Genomic DNA, 20,577 nt, shown 5'->3' on the forward strand with positions numbered 1-20,577 from the left:
TTCCCGGCGCATGCGAACCCTGGTGACCCAAATGGCCCGGTCGAGGCCTGTCCGCTAACCAGATCACATGCGTGCTGATAACCATGATGGCCCGGAGCACTGTGCTCCAAGCAGAGGCCGGATACATTGATGCAAGACCGCATCTACCGGATCGTCGAAATCTTCTTGCACCGCACGGCCGGACCATACATTGGGTCAATCGCGTCGCTTTTGGCCGGTTTACCGGATGTCTGCTTCTCCCCTGACAGCGGCGAATAGCGGAATCCCCTAACCGCTGCTTGGGGCCAACAGCCGACATATCTCCGCTTTTTTGGGACGCGACCAGCCGTAACTCGCTACACGGCTGAACGCACATCGGAACATCAGATGGAGAAATTGATCTTCCTCCGCGCCCGCAATTCCGAAGGCAGCAGGCAGTCATAGATAAATTGATTGGCGGGCGTCGGCACGGCAACCTCACGCCCGAGGCGGACGATGGCCCCGTTCCAGTAGTCCAGTTCGCTCTGCTTTCCGACTGCAATGTCGCGCTGCAACGACGTAGTAGCGTTCGTGGGTAAAGCGTCATAGAATTTCATCGTATCTGCGACGGCAGTGTCTGCCATCGGTACGTTGCGAGCCTTCGCTACCGTTAGGGCTTCCTGCAGGCACTGCTCCAACAGCCTTCTGGTCTCGGGGATGGCACGCGTCACCCCGATAGGCGCTCTCGTGATTGAACCCACGCCACCAAATGAGGTCACCATCAAGAACTTGTCCCACAATGCCTTGACGATATTGGCGGGCACCTCCACAGAAACTTTCGCATGCGCGAAGCATTGCCGCAGTCGTTCGACGCGTTCGGTTCGTCTGTTGTCTATCTCACCAAACTTGATGAAGTTCTGACCTCCGACGCTCCGGATATGGCCTGGTCCTACGATAAAGCTCAATGTACCGCACATGCCACCGAGCGTGTTGGACGCGAATACGGCCATCAGTTCGCTGGCGGCTTCAACGCCGTTCTGCAAGGGCACGATAACAGTGTCGGGACCTACCAGTGGACGGATAGCATTAGCTGCGTCGATCACCTGCCAAGCCTTTACGCCAACAAGAACAGCCCCCACATTACGTGCTTCGGCCGGATTGTCGGTTGCCCGTGCCCGCACAAGGGTCTCGCCTGAAGGCGTTTCAAGGCGAAGACCATTAGCCCTTATGGCGCGGAGGTGATCACCCCGAGCGATAAAAACAACATCCTCTCCGGCGAGCGCGAGTTGCGCACCAAAGTATCCGCCAGCACCACCTGTTCCGAAGACTGCGATCCGCATGCCGCCCCTCGGTGAATGTTTCATGAGACTAGCGCAAGATGATCGACCAGCAAAATCATATCCGGAACTGAGCCGGTGTCATCACCGGTTTGACGAATGGATGCCTGTGTCGGTGACGGATCAATTGCGTCGATCTAGCTGCGGCTAGGTCAGGTCGGGTGTTACCCCCGTCAGCCGACAGCCGGACGAATGCCGGATTCCGTCGGAAAGGGCCGGCAGCTGTCATGCGTCGGCTTGTTCAGGATCACTATATTGGCTGACGTCGATGGACTGTCGGAGCCTTCCCATACTAAGAGTCTGGCTTTGCTAATGGTTGGGATCACAAATGAAAGGCATCAACCATCTCGTGCTCGCGGGTCACGACTTGGAAGCGATGCGCGCGAAATATCAGGAGTTGGGATTTACGATTATGGCGCCCGGTCAGCATCCTTTCGGAACGGGCAACTCTATCATTCAACTACACGGCACGTATCTCGAACTACTTTCAGTTACGAGGCCACAGGACGTTCCCGAGCACCGCACTGATAACTTTTCATTTGCCGCTTTCAATCGCGACTATCTTGCGCGACACGAGGGGTTTTCGATGATGGTGCTCGACACCTCGGATGCCCGCTCCAGACTTATGGAATTATCAGGCCTGCGTCAATCCGGAACCCAATCCGTTGGTCGGAGGCTGATGGGATTATTTCGAATATCTCGTCCCGTCTCATGCGCGTCCATTCACGTTTGTTGATTTTGGTGCTTGAATTTCTGTGGGGCGCAGGAGCCTCAGCCAACGTCCGGACACGCAAGTGTTGATATCGCTGGTGGGCCCCGGCAGGACTCGGCCGGTGTTCGTCGCCGACGCCTCAGCGGATCACATAGTCTGCCGTTCCGCTCCGTCTCGCCTGGGCGCCACTTCGACTGCCGAAGCCAAAAGGCTCGGCTGGAGCAAGACAGCGAACTCTTCGAGCGATAGCGGCGGAGAAAAAATATAACCTTGCGCCATGGTCGCGCCGTTTTCGGCCGCGAACCGAAGATCTTCGGCTGTTTCGACGCCTTCTACGACCGTCTCGAACCCCAATTCGTCCGCCAGTCCGAGCGCCAGGCGAAGGATCGTCTGCTTTTCGCGGTCTTCCGCGACACCTGCCACGAGCGTGCGATCGAGCTTCACGGCATCGAAGGGGAGTCTCGCCATCGTCGAAAGATTCGAATAGCCGGCTCCGAAATCGTCCATCGCGAAGCGTATGCCCAATTGCCTGAGCAAGCTTATTCTCTCGCGCACGACATCAGGATTGCGCATCGCGACCGACTCGGTGACCTCGATCTCGAGGTGTGGCGGCGGGAAGTCGGCCTCGCGAACGGTCGTGACGATAGCCTTGATGAACAGCGGGTCCTCGATTTCCGTCGCCGCCACATTCACGGCGAGCACGAGGTTCGAGCCGGCCCGGATCAAGCCCCCGATTTCGGCGAGCGCGCGCCTGAGCACGAAGCGGTCGATCTCCATGATGAGGCCGATCTCCTCCGCGATCTTGATGAAGCGCTGAGGGGGAATGTCGCCCTCCTTCGGGTGATGCCAGCGCGCCAGCGCCTCTACCCCGAGGATGCGGCCATCCACGCAGGACACTTTGGGCTGGTAATGGACGACGAGCTCTTCATTGCGGATCGCCAAGGCGAGATCGGTTTCGAGCGCATGGCGTGCACGTGCAGCCTCTGCGAGATCCGGAGTGTAGAACGCGTAGGTATTTCGCCCCGAGCTCTTCGCGACGTACATCGCAAGGTCGGCGCGGATCAGGAGATCGTCATAGGTCGTGCCGTGGATGGGACAGATCGCAATGCCGATGCTGACGCCGATGGTCGCATGATTGCTCTGGAGCTTGAAGGAAACCTGCAGCGTCTCGATCATCTCGCGGGCTCTGAGGCTCGCGGCCTCGACCGTCTTCACCCCTGCGATGATGGCGACGAACTCGTCGCCCCCGACCCGGGCGAGCAGACATTTGCCGGCAGTGCCTTTGGACGTCAGCAAATCGCTCAAGCGCTCGGCCACCATCCTGAGCAACTCGTCGCCAGCCTTGTGCCCGAAAGTGTCGTTGATGGATTTGAAGCCATCGAGGTCGAGGAAGAACAGCGCTGCGCCCTCTTCCGTGCCGATGAGCGCTGGCGCATCGATGCGTATCTTCTCCCGATTGGGAATGCGGCTCACCGTGTCGTAGAAAGCGAGCTGACGAATTTTTCGAGTGCTGGCCCGCAAATGCGTCAGCATTCGCTCGAATGCGAGGCCGAGGCTGCGGACCTCGCCAATGCCAGTTGCGCGGAACGGAGCGTCGAGATTGCCACCCGCGATTTCCTGGGCGGTCTTGGCGAGCGCCGAAAGTCCTTTCGTGAGGTGCCTTACGGCGGCCAATAGCGCGACGACCAAGGCACCGAGCGCCAGTGCCGCGGATGCGAGGAACTCCCACATCAGCGAACGCGTATGGGCTGCGCCGATCTGGAACATCTGATCGCGTGTCGTCGTCACGAGCGATGCGCTCGCGAACGTACACACCTTGAGCGTCGCCTCATAATCGACACAGCGCGCGACGTAGTTACCGTCATCCGAGCGCTGCAGCCCGGCCAAAGGCGTCCTGGTGCTGCTGAATCTCACCCCTTCAGGCCCCGCGGAAGACACGATCTCGTTGTCACCCGTGATGATGACCACGCCAGCATTAGCCAGCGAAGTGAAGTTCTCGAGAGTCCGCTCCGTGCGCCCGAGCGGTCGGATGGCGACAAGCGCGCCGATGAGGTCGCCGAAGTCGTCGAACACGGGCTCGATCGCGGTGTGCGCTATGGTGCGGCGCTGCGGCAGGCCGAGCGCTGACAATTCACGCAATTTGAGCTCATCTATGTCTTCCTCACCCTGCGGGTGCGAGCGGCTATTGTCCTTGAGGATCGCCCTGAGATTGACAGAGAGGGCGGTCCACTCGAGCGCCCCGTTCAGAGCAAGGAGGTCGAGGGGCGTATTGGCGCCGATCACGCGACCGGTTTCGTCAAAGGCGATCAGCCTTTCGAAGCCGGAGGTCGAAGCAACGATGCTGAGCAGCTCGCGGATAGTCACATCGTTGTTCGAGGCGATCGTCTTGGCGACATCGGCGCGCTGAGCGATCTGACGCAGGCGAGATGCGGTTTCCGCGCCCAGGACCTCGATTCGCGCTCGCGCCAATTGCGCCTCGCCGTCGAGGCGATGAGCGAGCTGGTCTTCGGAGAGTTCACCCAGTGCCGCAGCCTGCTGCCTCAGTTGCTGCTGGAGGCGTAGCGCCGTCAAGCCGCCGATGAGGCCGAGCCCGAGGACGCCGGTCGCGAGCACGACGGCAACAAGGCGCATGGCGATAGACGAGGGGAAACTCGGAACGCCGGACGGAACGGCCCAACGACGCCAGCGGGGCGGCGCCCTCGATGCCTTCGCCATATCCGTGTCAGTCGCCACCACTGCCAGCACCCTGAACTTGCGGGGGCCGGTCAATGTCGCTCACTGAGGCCCCCAACTGAGCGTCTTCAGGCGCCGACTTTAGGCGAGTGAACCACCCAAAATCGTCAATTTAACTCCTATTTGTGGCTGGCTAATTAGCAGGTGGTTTTTCGAAACCGTCAAATTTTCTGCTTTTCCTTTCTGTCCACCGCACCTGATGATTCCATCGGCGACACTGATGATTCAAAAGGCACGGCGTTGCGACAACAGATGGTTTAGGTTTCTTTGCCAAATTGTGCATCTCGTGGCTCGAGGGGGTTTGCAATGGCATTTTCGAGGATATTGGCGGCGTTCTTGGGCCTCTGCCTTGCGGGGGTGAATACCGCTAGCGCCGAAACACGCAGGCTCGACATCGTAGGAACGGGAGACGGCATCGATGTCCTGCGCGCCATTGCCGCAAGCTTCATGCAGCAGGGAGGATCGGCACGGGTCGAGGTACCGCCGAGCATCGGCTCTGGCGGAGGCATCGCGGCCGTGGGGTCCGGCAAGGCGATCTTAGGGCGCGTCGCACGCCGCCTGACTGACGCCGAAGCGGCTTCCGGCATCGTCTACAAGGCGATCGCCCGCCTGCCCTCGGCTTTCATCGTCCATCCCGGCTGTGGAGTGAATGCCGTCACGAGCGATCAGCTCGTTGCGATCTATTCGGGCCGCGTTGCGAATTGGAAGGAGCTGGGCGGCGCCGATTTGCGCATCCGCGTCGTGCGGCGCGAGGACCAGGATAGTACTCTCACCGTGCTACGGGCCAGCATGCCCGGCTGGCACGATCTCGAGATCACCGAGAAATCGAAGACGGCAACGACCACACAGGAAGCGATCGAGACGGTTCGCGATGTTCAAGGCGCGATCGGCTTCGGTCCCTTCTCGCGGCCGTTGGAACAGGGGCTCACTGTGCTTCGCGTGGACGGCCACTACCCGACCGACGCGGATTATCCCTCGAGCGTGGTGCTGGCGCTGATCTATCTAAACACGTTGCAGGATCCGGACGCATTGGCCTTTCTACGCTTTGCCGATGCACGGAAGGCGGCCGACGTCATCACCAGCCTCGGTAGTCTGCCCGTCAAGCCGTGAGCCGCCGGGCTGGGCGGCCGCCGCCGCGGCTGAGCTAGAGCTTTTTCCGTTCCGATGGAATCTGAAACGGAAGCTCTAGATTTTTGTTTTGACGCGTTTTCTTGACGCGAACCGGTGGCCACTTCGCTGGAAAACGCTCTAGGCATCGGCTCACAGACCGGGGCGATGAGGCTGCTCCCGGCTTCGCCATAGACGGGTGATCTTGTCCATCAGCGATGGGGTTTGAGAGCTCGGCAGGAAAGGATCGGCGTAGCATTGCGCATTGGCCGAGCGCGCCTTGTTCTTCACGATCTCGACGAGACCAACGGGGCCGGCGACATAGACCGTATCCTCCAGCCCTAGTAGGGGCAGGTAGTGCGATGGGCGCCCGGGCCTGATCGGCAGGGTAGACCCGACCTCCGTCGTCGCAATGACGTCGCGGACACCGTCGTCGATCAGCCACTGCAACGAGGGAAGCATATAGAGATTATCGGCATCCCGGCTGCCGGCGACGACCACCATCTCGCGGTTGCGCTGGGTCGAGCGCGCCGAGCGGGCGAGCGCCCAGATCGGGGCCCAGCCTGCTCCACCGGCGACCAGCACCAGCGGCCCCTGGCCCTGTCGTAGATAGGCTTGTCCGAAGGGGCCTTGCACATGCGCCGCATGGCCGGGCCTGATGGCCTTGCCGAGCTGCCCCGACACGGTGCCCTCGGGCACACGCCGGATGTGGAAGACGAGTTCGACTTGCCTGAAGGAACCATCGAGCCTGAAGGTCGGGCTGAACTCGCGCGCAGGATAGCCGGAAAACTTGACGCGCATATATTGGCCCGGCCGAAACTCGAGCGGCGCTGAGGTCGTCAGCACGACTTCGGCGATCTCCGGCGAGAGCTCGTTGATCTCGGTGACGGCGCCCGCCCGCTTCATCGGCAGCGGCAATTCTTCGAATTCGATCTCCGCATCGCCTGCGACCGCGGCCTGGCAGGCGAGCACAGTGCGGCCGTGGCCCGAGCCGCCGTCATCGACCGAGCCCGAAACGACTGTCACCCGGCAGCACTGACATTGTCCCGATCTGCAGTCGTGTGGAATGAGGATCGAGCCGCCGAGCGCCGCGTCGATCAGGCTTTCGCCGGCGCGGGCTTCGACGAGCTTACCGTTGATGACGAGCCGACAATGCCTCTTCATCGCGAGGCCTCTGGGCGCTGCGAATTTCGGCGAGGCCGCTGCGCGCCGAGCCAGAATGCGATGCGCGGATGAGGGCGAAGCCATGCTTTGGCGCAGCCGCGCCGCAGTCGCCTGCGGTCGAGCACGTCGCCCCCCATGAGACGCCTATTTCTGCGACACGATCCGCACCGGGCGGTTATGGCTCGCATGCCGCGTCTGCGCATGGTCGAAGACAGCGACCCACATGTAGAGATCGTGGCCTGGCACGAAGGCTTTGTCATATCTGCCATCGCTTTTCATGTTGCGCGTCAGCTCGAGCGTCCAATGTCCGTTGCTCCATTTTGAAACCCCGGTGACATTGGCTCGCTCTCCTTCGTTGTCGCCGGCAATAATCACGCCAGGCAGGATCGTGCCAACGGGAATCCTCGCGTCGGCCTCTGGAGTGTAGGGTTCGCTCTCCCGGTCGAACATGTACCAGCGGCCGTTCTCGTCGTCGCTGCTGTTGGGATTAAGATCGAATTTGCCGAGGGCTGCCACCTGCGCATTCCAGTCCTTGGGAAGCCGCAGAACCGTGACGGGCCCTTTGTCGTTCTTGTGGATGAACTTGAAGTTATACGAATAAAGAGCGCGACCAGGCTTATTCCAATAGCCGCCTTGGTAGCGGGCATCGTAATTTTGCTCGTCCAAGGTCGGGGCGTAGGGCGGGCCGATATATTGGCTGTCGACACGCCCGAGCATGCCCCCGCGCGACGCCTTCCACTGCCACATGTCTATGTAGCTGCCATCCGTCGTGTAGTGGAAGCCCCGGCCGTTGATCGGCATCGGCTTACCGGGCAGCGGGTTGGCGCCGAGACCCGTCGCGCCTGCGCCGCCGAGCGATGGATCATCCGAGAAAATGACCGCCAGTTTATCCTCGTAGAAGTCGGCGGCGTCTTGCAGGCCCGCATGCTCGTCGAGGACGTGCCAGCCATCCTCTTTTTTGATGATCGGAATGCGGCGCAGGGAGCGCGTGGGATCCTCCCAGCGGAAGGCGAAATAGATCTTCTGCCCGTCGTGCAGGGCGCGCACCTCCACGAGCGATTCGCCCGATCCGCCGAGATTGGCACCCTGCTGCGTGCGGATGAAGACGGGGGGCGCGCGCGACCAGGCGAGATCGCCCATGGCGCCGTCCAGCTTGGGCGCGTCGCTCACCCGCGCGACGACGAGCGTATCGCGCGTCGCCCAGTCGAGCCCGGCGACGCCAAACGCGACTGCCACCCCGATTGCAGCGGCGATGAGAAGAGGCCTCGGCCGCACGGCCTTCGTGATCGCGAGCGGCGTCGGCCGAAACACGCGGAAAATCTGCAGCCAGCCGCCATAGAGATAATGCGCGGTGACATGCACGAAGATATAGAGGAGCGCGACGAAGGCGGCGGTCGAGTGGAGATAAGCCCACCAACCGCCATGGCCGAGATACATTATGACGCCCGTCCCCGTGAGGAAGATCACGAGCGCATAGACGAACCAGTGCAGGATGATGTTGACGGCTCCCCACTTGAGGCGAGCCGGAGCCCGCATCGCGAGGATCCGCGTCTTCTTGGGGCTGTTGCGCTCGACGAGGCCGCTGCGCGCGAGGTAGGCGACGTAGGCCGACCCGCAGAAGAAGACGGCGAGCCCCGCGAGGAAATGCCAGGAAAAGATCTCGCCCTGCGGCAGGACCGGAGCGAGCCACTTCGAGAAGGGGGCGTGCAGCGCGTCCGCTGCGATGCGTATGCCGGTAACAAGGCTTACGACGAACGCGAGCGCGGTCGCCCAATGGAGCGTTATCGTCCCGACATCCGTGCGTGGCGGGCTTTCTCGAGTCTTTGTTTGATTGAGGCTTCTCTCGGTCAAGGCGTCGGCGTTCGTTCGAGCGGTGACATCGTTCATTGCATAAAGCTTCACGGTAAACCAGCAGAGCTACAGCGTCCGCTTTTCGCTTCTCCCAGAAAAGTGGACAGCTTGCGAACCAGCTACCTCGCAATATCATAAGCAAGTTATCAAGTCTGGCGAGATTGCTCGTTTCGCGACAACTCGTCCCCGGTCGGCCGGCGCGAGCATCACGAGGTTTCTGTGGGATTTCTGGTGGGCAGTTCTGCTTTCCCTTGGTGACACCCGCTGCTCGGAGGCGATCAGGCGTCTGTTGGCGATGGCAACGCGGCGGGTGTAGCGCGACAGATAGGCGAGCACGGCCTCGGGCCCACCGAACGGCCGCTTTGCGTAGACGACCTACTCCGCCTTGCGCAGTGGCGCTAGAAAGGCCGCGAAGCATTGGGGATTTGGCGAGATGGGCGTGGTCGCCGAAGAAGCTAAGGCGGCCGGCAACGATCACTATCCCAATCGAAGCGGTCGGCCAACGAGCCGCCCTTGGGGCATACCCCAGTCTCGAAGTCTGGTCTCTAACCAGGTTAGCTCTGGCGCTGGGCAATTCAGAGCGTGGCCGTTGCGCGGGTCGCTAAACCACATCCAACATAAACTGGGCGGAAAACCGTTGGGGGGACGTAGGTAGCCTTCGGTGAGCCGATCATCCCCGGTAACTTGAATTTATATAACAACTTCAATTATATATGACCGCGCCGAAAGTATTAAGTGCAGATGGAGTAAGGCGAGAGAGCTGGGAGCACGCCGTGCTTCCTATCCGATCGAGCACGTCATGAAGACGCTGGAGCTCACGGACGAGCAGCGCGCCGGCATCCTGGGCAACAACGCAGCCAAGCTACCCAAGAACAGCCTCAGCTGACGCTGCCCCAGCGCGACGACGCTGGCGCCCAGTAGCTCCGGCGTCGTACCCTCAGACGGCCGCCGTCTCACCGAGCTGCACCGGCGAGAGCGTGGACCATCCTTGAGCTATTTCGCAGCTGCCAGCTGCCTGCGACTCCGTGGCCGTTCGCCGAGCGGAACAGTTCGGCATCGGAGACGTTTGTTTGCACTGAAGAAACGCCATTGGCGGGCACGCATGTGCTGATGCGAAACGACCGAGCTGCGCTTACGATTAAGTGTCCCGCGTGCAGTCGGGCGACGCCGCATCGGCTTCTTTACGTCAAGAACAGTTGCAACATCCTCCAATGTCGTGACTGCGGACTGGGACGCACCGAGGTATCGAGCTTCGATCCCCTCGCCTATTATGACGAGGGCTACTTTTCCGGCCGTCAGACCGACGGCTACGCCGACTATCGCGGTGCCGAACCCGTGCTACGGCGCGAGTTCGCCGGTACGGTCGAGTTCATCCAGCGTCGCAAGCCACGGGGCTGCCTGCTCGAGATCGGTTGCGCCTACGGCTTCTTTCTCGATGAAGCCCGCCGCACCGGATTTGAGGTGAGCGGCATCGAGCCGGCGGAGGCGGCTGCTGCCCATGCTAGCGATCTCGGCTTGAACGTCGTCTGCGGCCTGCTGAACGAAGCGACTCTCAACTCGTTTGGCACGCTGGACGTCATCGTCCTCCTCGACGTCATCGAGCATCTGCCCGACCCGCAGGAAGCTCTCGCGCTGCTCGCGGACCATCTCCGGCCCGACGGAATCATCGTGCTGACGACCGGAGACTTCGGTTCCTTGGCGGCGCGGTCGACCGGCGCGCACTGGCGCCTGATGACGCCGCCGCAGCACCTGTGGTTCTTCAACCGCGACAGCATCGCGTCTCTGGCCCATTCGGTCGGCCTTCGCGTCGAGAGTTCCGATCACCCCTGGAAATTCGTGCCGTTGTCGCTGATCGCCTTCCAGGCCGGTCGCATGCTCGGCCGCAAGATCGCGGCTAACCCGGCCGGCAACCGTTTGGCCATTCCGGTGAACCTGTTCGACGCGATGCGCGTAGTCTTGAGCAAGGCGCCCCCATGTCCGGAAACGAGCCACCCATGACAGAGCGCCTCAACGTAGGCCAGATCGCGTTGCTCGTCGTCTACGCGACCGGCATGACGGCGGGCCAGCTCCTGTTCAAGGCCGCCGCGCTGCGTGTCGACGACGGCCATCCCTTGTCCAAGCGTGCGCTGCTACTGTTGCAGGATGCACCGTTTATCGGCGCCATCGCGCTCTATTCGGCGCTATCCGTCCTGTGGGTCTGGCTTTTGACGTTCACGCCGCTGTCGCGCGCGTATCCGTTCGTAGCGATTGCGTTTGCGCTGACGCCCGTCCTCGGCGCGCTGGTGTTCGCCGAGCCGCTGTCGGCGCGTCTCCTGGTCGGAATCGCGGTGATCGCCTGCGGTCTTGTGCTTGTTGTGGGTTGATGAGACATGAACAGCCGGATTCGCAATCCCTGGGTCGTTGTCGCGGCGTACAATGAAGCGCCGGTGGTCGGCAGCGTCGTGTCCGACATTCGCCGCGCGGGATACGCCGTCGTCGTAGTCGATGACGGCTCCAGCGACCGCACCGGCGACCTCGCGTTGCTCGCAGGCGCGGTCGTCGTCCGGCATCCGATCAACCTCGGACAAGGCGCTGCGCTGCAGACCGGCATCGACTACGCCCTCGAGCAGCGTGCGGATGCGCTCGTCACGTTCGACGCCGACGGCCAGCATTCAACCGCGGCCATCGCAGCGCTGCTCGCGGCGATCGAGCAGTCCGGCATCGATTTCGCGCTCGGCAGCCGCTTTCTCATCGGTGCGACCGCAAATCTGCCGATGTCGCGCCGCATCCTGCTCAGCGCCGCGCTCTGGTTCACGCGCGCGAGCACCGGACTGCCGGTCACCGATACCCACAATGGCCTTCGGGCGATGACAGCGCGCGGCGCCCGCGCGATCTCCCTGCGACAGAACCGAATGGCGCACGCGTCCGAGATCCTGCACCAGATCGCGCAGAGCCGCCTGCGCTTTGTCGAGGTGCCGGTGAACATCGAGTACAGCGCCTATTCGCTGGGCAAGGGTCAACGCATTACCGATGCGCTGGCCATCGTGATCGATCTGTTTGCGCGGAGGCTCTACCGATGATCGCGCAGCTGTTGCTAACGGCCCTTCTGGCCTTGGTTCTTATCTACGCCTGGTCGGTGCATCGAACGGTGCCGATCATCGGCCTGCTCGCGAGCAACGCTGCGCTCGCCGGCCTCTACTTCGTCTGGGTGCCGGAGCATGCCAACGCGCTTGCGGCCTTTGTGGGAATCGGCCGCGGCTCCGACCTCATCGTCTACACCTGGGTCGTGATCAGCCTGCTCATCATGCTCAACTTGCATCTAAAGCTGCGGCTCCAGCTCGACATGATCACGCGGCTTGCGCGCGCCGTGGCGATCAATCGCGCCAAGGACCGGCTTGAGACAGGCCCGCCGCGAAAACGTCGCCCGGCCATGTTGGGCAGAATGGCCGAGGCTTCCCCGATCGAATTGCAGGCGAAGAAGTAGATGCCATTGCCAAGCCGCGCCGGAACTTGGCGTCACTCACCGAGCCCGCGATGATTGGCGTAGATCCTGGCGAACGGGCGGCCAAATCGCGTGACCTCGTCAACCAGTACGGCCGTCGTGCCGTCGGCACAAGGCCAGCGCTCGGTGGCGATCAGGTAGTCGGCCTCTTCCACATGTGTTTCAGCAATCCAGTTGCGTCGGAACATCACGCCTGCGAGTTGCTCGCGCCAGGCCAGGCAGAGGAGCACGCGCGGTGGATCGCCCGCGAACCGGCCTTCGGCGTCAATTCGATCCTCGAGGCGGCGCAGCGCCTCGGGAGCCGCCATGCTCCAATAGTCGAGGTCGAAACGGCCGTAAGCGCCGGCGATGCCGCCTGCCAGACTGTTCATCGCGATATATTCGAGCGGGTGCAGGATGACGAGCGTCACCACGAGGGCGGCCGCGTGCGCGCCCCCGAGGGCCACGGGCACAATCGGAAGGCGTCGCAAGAAGGGCAAGAGGCTCGTGAGCCCGCGCGCGGCCACGACGGCGAGCATTGGGATCACGAACAATACATGGCGGACACCGTCATAGAGCGTCGAGCCCTGCAGGATGAGCACCGCGATAGGCCCGAACGCCGCCACACTGACGACCAGCACCGCGCGCGATCCTGCGAGCTCGGCCGCGACTGGTCGCAGCCCCACGAAGCCGGACCGGCGCAGGGCGCCGAGGGTGGCGCGGGTCCACGACGCTGCAGCACCGATCCAGACCGCCATGCCGAGCAACAGCAACGCCAAAAAGCCCTCAGGCAGACGCGCCAGGAGCTGTCCGGGGATGTACCAGGCGGGCACGTTATCGGTGAACGTGAGCCGGCCCCAATTCTGGAATTCAAACGAGGTGTCGAGCGTACCAAAGTGCCGATAGGCCTCGAGGAATTGTATGAGCGGATTTCCAATCTGCAACCACGGCCAGAGCGCAATCGCCGTCAGCCAGGCGATGAGGATGACGAGCAACGTATGCAAGGCGATTTGGCGCAATTGGCCATAGCCCGCGCGGCCATGGCGCAGCAGCGCCTCGAGCGCGCACAGGCTCATGCCGCCGACGAGGTAGGCGTGCGTGATCACCCCGCCGGTGCGCGTCGCGATGGCGAGGCCAGTGGCAAGGCCCGTTGCGAGGGTCAGAGGCCAGCTCGGCACCTCCTGCCGCACCATCAGGACGATCGCGAGCGTCGACCAGCTCATGGCGAACAGGAACGGCACGTCGATCGGGGCGAAGAACAGGTTGCCGTACAGGTAGCCGGTCAGCAGGCACAGGGTGAGCGCCATCAACCCAGCCCAGCGCCCGACGGTGAGCCATGCCATCGGCACGACAGCGGCGAGCCCAGCGAGGCCAAACAGGAAGGTCGTCGCGTGCCGGACCGTGATCGGGCTCGCGAGATCAAGCGACTGCACGGCCGCGACGAGCACCTGAAACCACGGTCCATACATCCACAGATACTCTTCGACCGTCTCGAACTGAGACCGGTCCGCAAAAGCGCTCGTGTACCAGCCAAGTGCCTTGGGACCGTACTCGTCGGTGTTGAATTCGTCGGTGGACAGCCCGTAATCCGCGGCGGTCACAAGCCCGATGACCAAGGCCACGCCCAGCACAAGGAGCACAAGCAACGTCTCGGCATGGCGAGCAGCAATTGCGAGGCCGAGTTTCGGCCTCACAAACCCAGAGCCGTCGTCATCCACGCGTTCAAGCGCCATGCATTGCCTCGCGATCGAGCGGCTGCACGAGGAATTCGAGCGGCGGATCAAGATGCAGACGGCCATCGGCCGACACTGTCGCCCGCATCACATCAGGCGACATCCCGCTCACTCGCTTAATCGCGACCGAACCGCAGCGCACCTCAGGTGTTATCCTTCGCTGGGCTTTCATAACACGCCTTAGGGAACTTTGTTCCGAACCGTCAATCAGGTCGCCCAGGGTGGATTAGCGATGGCGATCCTTATCACCGGAGGTGCCGGATACATTGGGAGCCATATGGCACACGAACTCGCTGATCGTGGCGAACAAACCATCGTAATCGATGATTTCTCATCGGGCCTCAAATGGGCAATACCCTCCGGAGTTCCCGTTTTCCTTGGAGACATCGGCGATCAGCGGCGAGTTGCTCCGCTGATCGCGAAGTATGGAATTTCGGACATCATTCATTTTGCGGCGTCGGCAGTTGTTGCGGAGTCGGTTGCCGATCCGCTTCGATACTATCGCAACAACACCGTAAATTCCCGAAACCTGATCGAGGTCGCAATCAGGAGTGGGGTACAGCGCTTCATCCTCTCGTCTACGGCTGCGGTGTACGGGAATCCGCCGGAAAATCCTGTCACTGAAGAAACCCCCGTTGCGCCCGTATCACCTTACGGCTCATCCAAATTGATGGCCGAAACAATGCTGCGTGATGCTGCGCGCGCTCATGGCCTACGCTACGTCATCTTGAGGTATTTCAACGTAGCAGGCGCCGATCCTGCTCTGCGCACTGGACAGACAACGCGGGGGGCAACGCATCTTATCAAGGTTGCAGCTGAAACCGCCGTGGGTCTGCGAGAGAAGATGCAGGTGTTCGGCACCGATTATCCCACGCCCGACCGCACCTGCATTCGCGACTATATCCACGTGAGCGACCTCGTAAACGCCCATTGTCATGCGCTTTCATATCTGCGCGGTGGTGGAGAATCCCTGACGCTAAATTGCGGCTATGGCCGCGGTTTTTCGGTTTTGCAGGTGATCGACGCCATGCGGCACGAATCCGGAAACGACTTTCCCGTCGAACTTGCCGCCCGCCGGCCTGGCGATCCGGCAGAGATCGTGGCCTCAGCGGAACGGATGCGCAGACTGCTTGGCTGGCGGCCTCAATGGGATGATCTTTCCCTGATCGTCCGTCACGCGCTCGCTTGGGAACGCAAACTATTGGCACAAGGTAACGCAAGGCTCCCTCCAGAGAATTTCAGCCAGTCCCGTTCCGTCCGATTGTCGGCGAGGTGAGATGTGGGACAAGCGACTGCGCGCGGAAGAACACTCATTCATCCAAGAACAGAACACGCGCCGGCGATGAGCCTGGTGATGGAAATCGTGCCATGGCGCGCACGTTTTCCGCCTGCCGGGTGCGGGACTAGCGACGAGATCGGCGAGAAGGTGGGCCATGCGCAGAGGAGTCCTTGTTTGTCTAGCTGGCGACAGCCGCGACTCAAGAACCCCCTTTACCGGCCGCCACAAGCCGGACTCGGCCTTCCCTACGAGCGCATATTCTGTAACCGCTCATTATGCGAATTGAGCCGACAAGTCGCAAAACTTCGCTGATGCAGTCGGCTGTGAGTCAGTCAGGGAGTCTAACGGGGGGCGGCATCGTAGAATGTCGCAGAACATCGCCGAATATCGTCAACGGCGCTCCCTAGCGAAGTGGCAGGGTCGAGCAAGATTAGGCACTTGGCTGCGCAAACATCGGTAAAGGTCGCTTAAACCGGCCATTGATCCGATACGGCTTTTTCCATATTGCGCAAACGCATCGGCAGGATTTCGCCACGCGAGTGTCACATTTTTTCGGCCCCGCAAGGCAAGGTCACGCGGTACCCGCATTGAACCGCGTGAGCACGGGTTTTTACCCGCGACTCTGTCTCCCTACCTTGTCAGCGACAGCTATTGCCTACCGCCTCCATCTTTTGCCGCAGCTCAGCGAGCGCACGCGCATCGGGCTCCGTCCTCAGTTGTCTGTAGGTCGTTCCGTCGGCCGCCTTTCCGCTGACGCATGTACAGTAGCCCTGAACTTGTGCTTCTGTCGCAGTTTGACTGATCGAGCGTTGTTTTCGAACACAAGAAGATTGAACGCCCGCGACAAACGTTTTTCGGATCTCTCCACTGATTACGTCGTCGCTCGCGAAGAAAATCTCTCCATAGACAAAGAGAGCTAACCACACTCCCACGAGAAGCGCCGCGAATGTGGCCGCCCAAGCAACAGCACTGGCGCTCGACTTTGATTGTCGCCTGTTGAATAGATTTCGCACTAAGGCGATCAAGACAAAGATGAGCGGCGCTGCCAGAGTTTGACCGACTAGATAGCTGATCGTCCCAGCGCTGCGAGCGTGTGCATAGTTCGCAAGTTCAAAACCTCGGCCGTTTGCAACCTGAATTACTAGGGTGAAGGCACCCACGAGAAGTCCGATACTGGCACTTTTCCAGAGGCTCCACTTTTGGCCGACGATTGCTTTGTCTGGTGTACGGAGCGGGTCAGTCAAAGGGGTCGGCTGAGCAGGCGCTTTTACCCCGGCGGTCATTCGCGGTGGAGGCTGCCAGAATTCGTCGATTTCGCTAACTGACTTCCAGTCAGGGAGACCGGGACGCCAGATTAGGTCGCGCCCGGTCAGCGTGCCGACTCTGAGGATTCCTGAACTAGGCAGTTATCGCGATAAACGCTGGCGGTTCATGAAGATTTCCTGCCCGCATTCGCCACGGCCTACCCTCGCCTTGAGGCGCTGACCGAGATCGAAGATGGCTGCCGGGTGTCCCCCAGACTAAATCAAGCAGTCCAGGCTGCGCTGGCTCCTCGCCCGTTGCGAACAGGGTGACGTCGTGTCCGAGCTCGATCAGTCCATCGACCAGCCAGGCGACCACCCGCTCCGTGCCGCCGTAAAGCTTCGGGGACGCTCTCGGCCAACGGAGCAAGCTGGGCGATCCGCATCGGCTAGGCCCCGATCACAACCGCAGGGCAATCACGATGACCGCGGAAATAAGGTATGAAATCGCGAGCAGCGTCCAACCGGGCCTTGTGCTCTCGCGAACCACGCGCGCGACGAGCATCTTCATGCCCGTCAACATTCGTCCTCGGGAAGCTGGTGCAGGTAGGCTATCCGAAGCTGGCGAGTTCTTCGGCATCGCTCTCTCGCTCTTCCCGTCTCCTTTGCAGATAGCGCTCAAGCAGGCAGCGGCGGCTGTCCTGAACGTCGACGTCAGGGTGCGCCGCCCGGTATACGGTCCAGGCCGTCTCTGCCGCCGTTCTCACCGTGACTTCGTCGACCATCCTCCCGCTCCAAGCGATCGCACCCAGTCGCTGCCAACTCAACGCGATGGCGAGAGTTTCCGGTGTTTCCCGAAGCTTCGATACCTTTGGCGGAGAAGCGCTCGGTAGGTCTATCAGGTTGCTTTCGCCCGCGCGCGCTCGCGAGCGGCTCGGCGGCGTTAGGCTCGACCAAGCCGTGCTGAGTCCTGAAGGCGAGCCGCATCAAGAGGCTGGATCGTCCTGATGTCACGCGCCGAAGGCGCACGAACTGCGATCTGAAGTACAAAGGCCTGCGCTGGCGAACCGGGGCGTGCCTCCAATTGCTGACTCGCGTTGCCCCCCGCTTTGCCAATGAGTAAGCCGACCGGATATTCATGTCCCGGATAGAACCGCGACTGAACGGCTTAGTTGGGCGTCGCCCGCCCCCTGTGGAGGCTCCGCTTGTGCTGGTCTACCCCTACCGCGCAGCCTGACGCCAGCGCGGGGCGGCCGATCTAGGTAGGGACATCCGCCGTCGCGTAGAACGGGCTCTCGTTTTCGCGATCCGTATCCGCCTTCTCGGACCGCCGGCATTGGCCAGCGTATTCAGTGGAACTGGTCTCGTCTCGCTCTAGAGGCAGGCTGAATTGAAAAACGGCACCCCGAGTTTCATTGGCGCCCGCCCATATGCGTCCCCCGTGCGCTTCCACGATTGAACGGCAAATTGATAATCCCATGCCCATGCCACTGGGCTTGGTCGTGTAGAATGGATCGAAGACGTGCTCAAGGCTCGCCGGATCCAGTCCCGGCCCCGAATCTCGCAAGCTGACGAGCACGCCATTCAGGGCATCTCTGTCGGTGCTGATCAGCAACTCACGCGGCTCCTCGCGGACGGCGCTCATCGCTTCGACGGCGTTGATGATCAAGTTGAGGACCACTTGTTGCAGTTGGACCCGATCTACTCGAATGAGCGGCAAGCCCTCCGCGAGGTGCGTCCGCACCGAGACGCCGTTCTTCACCACTTCGCCATGGGTCAGAGCTATGACCTCAAGCACTGCCGCGTTGATCTCCATTTCCTCTCGCCGCGGAGGTGCCTTCTTGATAAGCCCTTGGATCCGACCGATGATCTCGCCGGCTCGCAGGCTATCAGTTATTATCCAACCAAGCGTCTGGCGAATCCGATTCAGTTCTGGCGGTTGAGCATCAAGCCAGTTCAACCCAGCCTCTGCGTTGGCGACAACCGCCCCGATCGGCTGCTTCATTTCGTGTGAAATCGAAGCCGTCAGTTGGCCCATTGTCGTGACGCGATTGACGTGCGCGAGCTCCATCAGCGCTTCGCGGTAGCGCCGCTCGTTTTCGCGGGCTTCCGCTTCCGCCCGCTTGCGCTCGGTCAGATCGAGCACGAACGCGACGCCTTGGTCTCGCTGTTCATCGAACGCCGCCGAGCCGATCAGCACGGGCACGCGGCTGCCGTCCTTGCGAAGGTACTCCTTCTCAAAGGGTTGCACCGCGCCAGTCCTCTTTAATTCTTCCTGGGCGCGTGCGGTGCGATCTCGCCATTCCAGCGGCGTGAGGTCCGTCCAGCGCACACGACCCGAGATAAGATCCTCGCGATCGTATCCCACCAGACGCAGGAACGTATCATTGGCCTCAAGGAGCCGACCATCGAGCTCCCAGATGTAGATTCCGATGATGTTGGCATCGACCAGACGCCGGATCTTCGTCTCACGTTCTTCGAGCTGTCTGTGCTGTGCCGCTAACCTTTGCAAATCAATCTGCACCGCGTCGCGCAACTGATGCAGGAGTCTGAGGTAGGGCTTGCTGTACTCGTTGCTTTTGTTGTCGAGAACGCAAATCGTTCCGAATACCTCGCCATCGGGCCAACTGATCGGTACCCCAAGGTAGGAAATCATCCCCAGCTTGATGTCAGGGTTTGATTTCCACGCTTCGTCGCGAAGGGCGTCTGGAACGAGCAGAGGTTGGCACGTCTTCATCACGGTTTCGCAATAAAGCCCCGTGTTAAGGGGTGCGAGTTCATTCGGTTCGTAGGGGTTCCCTTTGGACTCGCTGGATACGAAAACTTTGATGTTGGGCGGCTCTACTCGCATGATCAAAGCAGAAGGAACGTGCATGATCTCGGCAAGCACATCCACGACCTCTTGCCATTTATGGATGATTTCAGAAGGTACTTGGATAGAGTTGTAGAGCAACGGTTGACCTCACCGAGTGGCCCGCCGCGGACAGCGGCCAGGATAGCCTTTCGCTTGCCATCGGCGCGCCCGGCGCCATTTCGGGCAAAAGTCTCGCTCGACATGCCCGCTGGACCTGGAAGCCACTATCGCTATCAGCGCCGAGCCGAAAAGGCGGGCCAAATTGCTGGACTCCGCCGTCAGGCAAGCCACTGAGAAGGACGCTGATCTTCGTCCGGCCCGGCCAAGGCGCGCTGAAAAGCAGCTTATCACAGCCTCGACCAGGATGTCCCGCAGAAAGGGCGGTGCGAGGCTGGGTTGAGCTTGAGGGCTTTGATCCCGAGCAGGTTCCAATGCTCAACGTCGAGACCCGTCTTGAGAAGCTCGGCAGACCGGGACGCCTGTTTATTCCGAGGTCATCGCGCGCGACGTTGAACCCAACCACCACAGCCTGATTCTCCGAGCCGTCACCGAAAATGCGGTGACGCCCCTGACCCTTGTAGGCAACGTCTGCACTTGATGCTGTGGACGGCTCCTCCACAGGCACGAGAGTGCCAAGGAGTGGGCGCCGTTTGAGGCCCCCACGATTCGGAGGAGCAAGCTATGCAGTCAATTTCGACAATTGGTCTGGATATCGCGAAGAACCACATCGAGCCGACAGACTTGGGTGCTGAACTTATCACCGTCCAAAAGGACAGTTCTCAACACCGCGCCTCATTCGGCAAGTGGTCTCCGGCGGACGGATACGGCGAGATCGAAGCGTTGTCCGTCCGTTGTCGTCATGCCCGCCGCAGCACTTCGGGGACGATCGGCAATTTGCGAAGCCGCTTGCCAGTCGCCGCGAAGATTGCGTTGGCGACGGCGGGAGCGATGCCGGAGGTGCCAGGCTCACCGATGCCGCCAGCCTCGTCGTTACTCTGGATGATGTGAATCTCGACGGCCGGTGCCTCGTCGATGCGCAGCATCTGGTAACTGTCGAAATTGCTCTGCTCTACCCGTCGAAACGCTTCGCAATCAGATAAGATTCCCGGATCGCCAGTGGTCGCCCGGTTGCCTAGCGAAGACGTGAT

The 20,577-nt window shown here is 61.2% G+C and carries 16 protein-coding genes and 2 pseudogenes; 7 read left to right on the top strand and 11 right to left on the bottom strand.

The window, feature by feature from the left end:
* Nucleotides 1-362: 362 nt before the first annotated feature.
* Nucleotides 363-1,298, bottom strand: coding sequence for a ketopantoate reductase family protein (locus XH85_RS39690; protein ID WP_128936284.1), 936 nt, complete (start codon nucleotides 1,296-1,298; stop codon nucleotides 363-365).
* Between the two features lie 325 nt (nucleotides 1,299-1,623).
* Between XH85_RS39690 and XH85_RS39695 the strand changes: the two genes are divergently transcribed.
* Nucleotides 1,624-2,031, top strand: a complete 408-nt coding sequence (locus XH85_RS39695; protein WP_128936285.1) for a VOC family protein — start codon at nucleotides 1,624-1,626, stop codon at nucleotides 2,029-2,031.
* A gap of 123 nt (nucleotides 2,032-2,154) precedes the next feature.
* Here the strand turns inward: XH85_RS39695 and XH85_RS39700 are convergent, their stop codons facing one another.
* Nucleotides 2,155-4,638, bottom strand: coding sequence for a putative bifunctional diguanylate cyclase/phosphodiesterase (locus XH85_RS39700; protein WP_245473687.1), 2,484 nt, complete (start codon nucleotides 4,636-4,638; stop codon nucleotides 2,155-2,157).
* Between the two features lie 408 nt (nucleotides 4,639-5,046).
* On the opposite strand from XH85_RS39700, the gene XH85_RS39705 reads away from it, so the two are divergent.
* Nucleotides 5,047-5,850 carry a PstS family phosphate ABC transporter substrate-binding protein gene (locus XH85_RS39705; protein WP_128936286.1) on the top strand — a complete coding sequence of 268 codons (804 nt, stop codon included), beginning with the start codon at nucleotides 5,047-5,049 and terminating at the stop codon, nucleotides 5,848-5,850.
* Between the two features lie 150 nt (nucleotides 5,851-6,000).
* Here the strand turns inward: XH85_RS39705 and XH85_RS39710 are convergent, their stop codons facing one another.
* The 3 genes and pseudogenes from XH85_RS39710 to XH85_RS39720 form a co-directional block, all read right to left on the bottom strand.
* Nucleotides 6,001-7,011 carry a 2Fe-2S iron-sulfur cluster-binding protein gene (locus tag XH85_RS39710; protein ID WP_128936287.1) on the bottom strand — a complete coding sequence of 337 codons (1,011 nt, stop codon included), beginning with the start codon at nucleotides 7,009-7,011 and terminating at the stop codon, nucleotides 6,001-6,003.
* A gap of 144 nt (nucleotides 7,012-7,155) precedes the next feature.
* Nucleotides 7,156-8,898, bottom strand: coding sequence for an ethylbenzene dehydrogenase-related protein (locus XH85_RS39715; RefSeq protein ID WP_128936288.1), 1,743 nt, complete (start codon nucleotides 8,896-8,898; stop codon nucleotides 7,156-7,158).
* A gap of 225 nt (nucleotides 8,899-9,123) precedes the next feature.
* Nucleotides 9,124-9,328 (bottom strand): annotated as a pseudogene (locus tag XH85_RS39720) (transposase); the annotation flags it as partial.
* Between the two features lie 644 nt (nucleotides 9,329-9,972).
* On the opposite strand from XH85_RS39720, the gene XH85_RS39725 reads away from it, so the two are divergent.
* Genes XH85_RS39725 through XH85_RS39740 form a run of 4 tightly spaced genes read left to right on the top strand, consistent with a single transcriptional unit; the run spans nucleotide 9,973 to nucleotide 12,325 of the window.
* Complete coding sequence (locus XH85_RS39725; protein ID WP_128936289.1) at nucleotides 9,973-10,860, top strand: class I SAM-dependent methyltransferase; 888 nt, start codon at nucleotides 9,973-9,975, stop codon at nucleotides 10,858-10,860.
* Nucleotides 10,857-11,225, top strand: a complete 369-nt coding sequence (locus XH85_RS39730; protein WP_128936290.1) for a DMT family transporter — start codon at nucleotides 10,857-10,859, stop codon at nucleotides 11,223-11,225. Before XH85_RS39725 ends, XH85_RS39730 begins: the two co-directional genes overlap by 4 nt.
* A 6-nt stretch (nucleotides 11,226-11,231) precedes the next feature.
* Entirely contained in the window at nucleotides 11,232-11,921 is a 690-nt protein-coding gene (locus tag XH85_RS39735) for a glycosyltransferase family 2 protein (RefSeq protein ID WP_128936291.1), read from the top strand.
* A complete protein-coding gene (locus XH85_RS39740) occupies nucleotides 11,918-12,325 on the top strand; it encodes a DUF2304 domain-containing protein (protein WP_128936292.1) in 408 nt (135 codons plus the stop codon). Before XH85_RS39735 ends, XH85_RS39740 begins: the two co-directional genes overlap by 4 nt.
* A gap of 32 nt (nucleotides 12,326-12,357) precedes the next feature.
* Here XH85_RS39740 and XH85_RS39745 read toward each other — a convergent pair whose 3' ends face one another.
* Nucleotides 12,358-14,055 carry a hypothetical protein gene (locus XH85_RS39745; RefSeq protein WP_128936293.1) on the bottom strand — a complete coding sequence of 566 codons (1,698 nt, stop codon included), beginning with the start codon at nucleotides 14,053-14,055 and terminating at the stop codon, nucleotides 12,358-12,360.
* 232 nt (nucleotides 14,056-14,287) lie between these two features.
* Between XH85_RS39745 and galE the strand changes: the two genes are divergently transcribed.
* Complete coding sequence (galE, locus tag XH85_RS39750; protein WP_128936294.1) at nucleotides 14,288-15,331, top strand: UDP-glucose 4-epimerase GalE; 1,044 nt, start codon at nucleotides 14,288-14,290, stop codon at nucleotides 15,329-15,331.
* Between the two features lie 641 nt (nucleotides 15,332-15,972).
* Here the strand turns inward: galE and XH85_RS39755 are convergent.
* From XH85_RS39755 to XH85_RS39775, 5 genes and pseudogenes are all read right to left on the bottom strand, one after another.
* Nucleotides 15,973-16,617, bottom strand: coding sequence for a hypothetical protein (locus tag XH85_RS39755; RefSeq protein ID WP_128936295.1), 645 nt, complete (start codon nucleotides 16,615-16,617; stop codon nucleotides 15,973-15,975).
* A 232-nt stretch (nucleotides 16,618-16,849) separates the two neighbouring features.
* Nucleotides 16,850-17,021, bottom strand: a pseudogene (locus XH85_RS47120) (glycosyltransferase family 4 protein); the annotation flags it as partial.
* A 165-nt stretch (nucleotides 17,022-17,186) separates the two neighbouring features.
* Complete coding sequence (locus tag XH85_RS39765; RefSeq protein WP_245473854.1) at nucleotides 17,187-17,360, bottom strand: hypothetical protein; 174 nt, start codon at nucleotides 17,358-17,360, stop codon at nucleotides 17,187-17,189.
* Nucleotides 17,361-17,833: 473 nt separating this feature from the next.
* Complete coding sequence (locus XH85_RS39770) at nucleotides 17,834-19,528, bottom strand: GAF domain-containing sensor histidine kinase (RefSeq protein ID WP_420837862.1); 1,695 nt, start codon at nucleotides 19,526-19,528, stop codon at nucleotides 17,834-17,836.
* Between the two features lie 758 nt (nucleotides 19,529-20,286).
* Entirely contained in the window at nucleotides 20,287-20,472 is a 186-nt protein-coding gene (locus XH85_RS39775; RefSeq protein ID WP_338025589.1) for a hypothetical protein, read from the bottom strand.
* Nucleotides 20,473-20,577 lie beyond the last annotated feature (105 nt).

The organism is Bradyrhizobium zhanjiangense, from assembly GCF_004114935.1.
Taxonomy (GTDB): Bacteria; Pseudomonadota; Alphaproteobacteria; order Rhizobiales; family Xanthobacteraceae; genus Bradyrhizobium; species Bradyrhizobium zhanjiangense.

Bases quoted from the DNA above. Each gene is read 5' to 3' on its own strand.
- XH85_RS39755 (WP_128936295.1), bottom strand. From the start codon at position 16,617: ATGACCGCCGGGGTAAAAGCGCCTGCTCAGCCGACCCCTTTGACTGAC.
- XH85_RS39775 (WP_338025589.1), bottom strand. From the start codon at position 20,472: ATGCTGCGCATCGACGAGGCACCGGCCGTCGAGATTCACATCATCCAG.
- XH85_RS39745 (WP_128936293.1), bottom strand. From the start codon at position 14,055: ATGGCGCTTGAACGCGTGGATGACGACGGCTCTGGGTTTGTGAGGCCG.
- XH85_RS39690 (WP_128936284.1), bottom strand. From the start codon at position 1,298: ATGCGGATCGCAGTCTTCGGAACAGGTGGTGCTGGCGGATACTTTGGT.
- galE (WP_128936294.1), top strand. From the start codon at position 14,288: ATGGCGATCCTTATCACCGGAGGTGCCGGATACATTGGGAGCCATATG.
- XH85_RS39730 (WP_128936290.1), top strand. From the start codon at position 10,857: ATGACAGAGCGCCTCAACGTAGGCCAGATCGCGTTGCTCGTCGTCTAC.
- XH85_RS39725 (WP_128936289.1), top strand. From the start codon at position 9,973: ATGCGAAACGACCGAGCTGCGCTTACGATTAAGTGTCCCGCGTGCAGT.
- XH85_RS39765 (WP_245473854.1), bottom strand. From the start codon at position 17,360: ATGGTCGACGAAGTCACGGTGAGAACGGCGGCAGAGACGGCCTGGACC.
- XH85_RS39735 (WP_128936291.1), top strand. From the start codon at position 11,232: ATGAACAGCCGGATTCGCAATCCCTGGGTCGTTGTCGCGGCGTACAAT.
- XH85_RS39695 (WP_128936285.1), top strand. From the start codon at position 1,624: ATGAAAGGCATCAACCATCTCGTGCTCGCGGGTCACGACTTGGAAGCG.
- XH85_RS39715 (WP_128936288.1), bottom strand. From the start codon at position 8,898: ATGAACGATGTCACCGCTCGAACGAACGCCGACGCCTTGACCGAGAGA.
- XH85_RS39705 (WP_128936286.1), top strand. From the start codon at position 5,047: ATGGCATTTTCGAGGATATTGGCGGCGTTCTTGGGCCTCTGCCTTGCG.
- XH85_RS39710 (WP_128936287.1), bottom strand. From the start codon at position 7,011: ATGAAGAGGCATTGTCGGCTCGTCATCAACGGTAAGCTCGTCGAAGCC.
- XH85_RS39740 (WP_128936292.1), top strand. From the start codon at position 11,918: ATGATCGCGCAGCTGTTGCTAACGGCCCTTCTGGCCTTGGTTCTTATC.
- XH85_RS39700 (WP_245473687.1), bottom strand. From the start codon at position 4,638: ATGCGCCTTGTTGCCGTCGTGCTCGCGACCGGCGTCCTCGGGCTCGGC.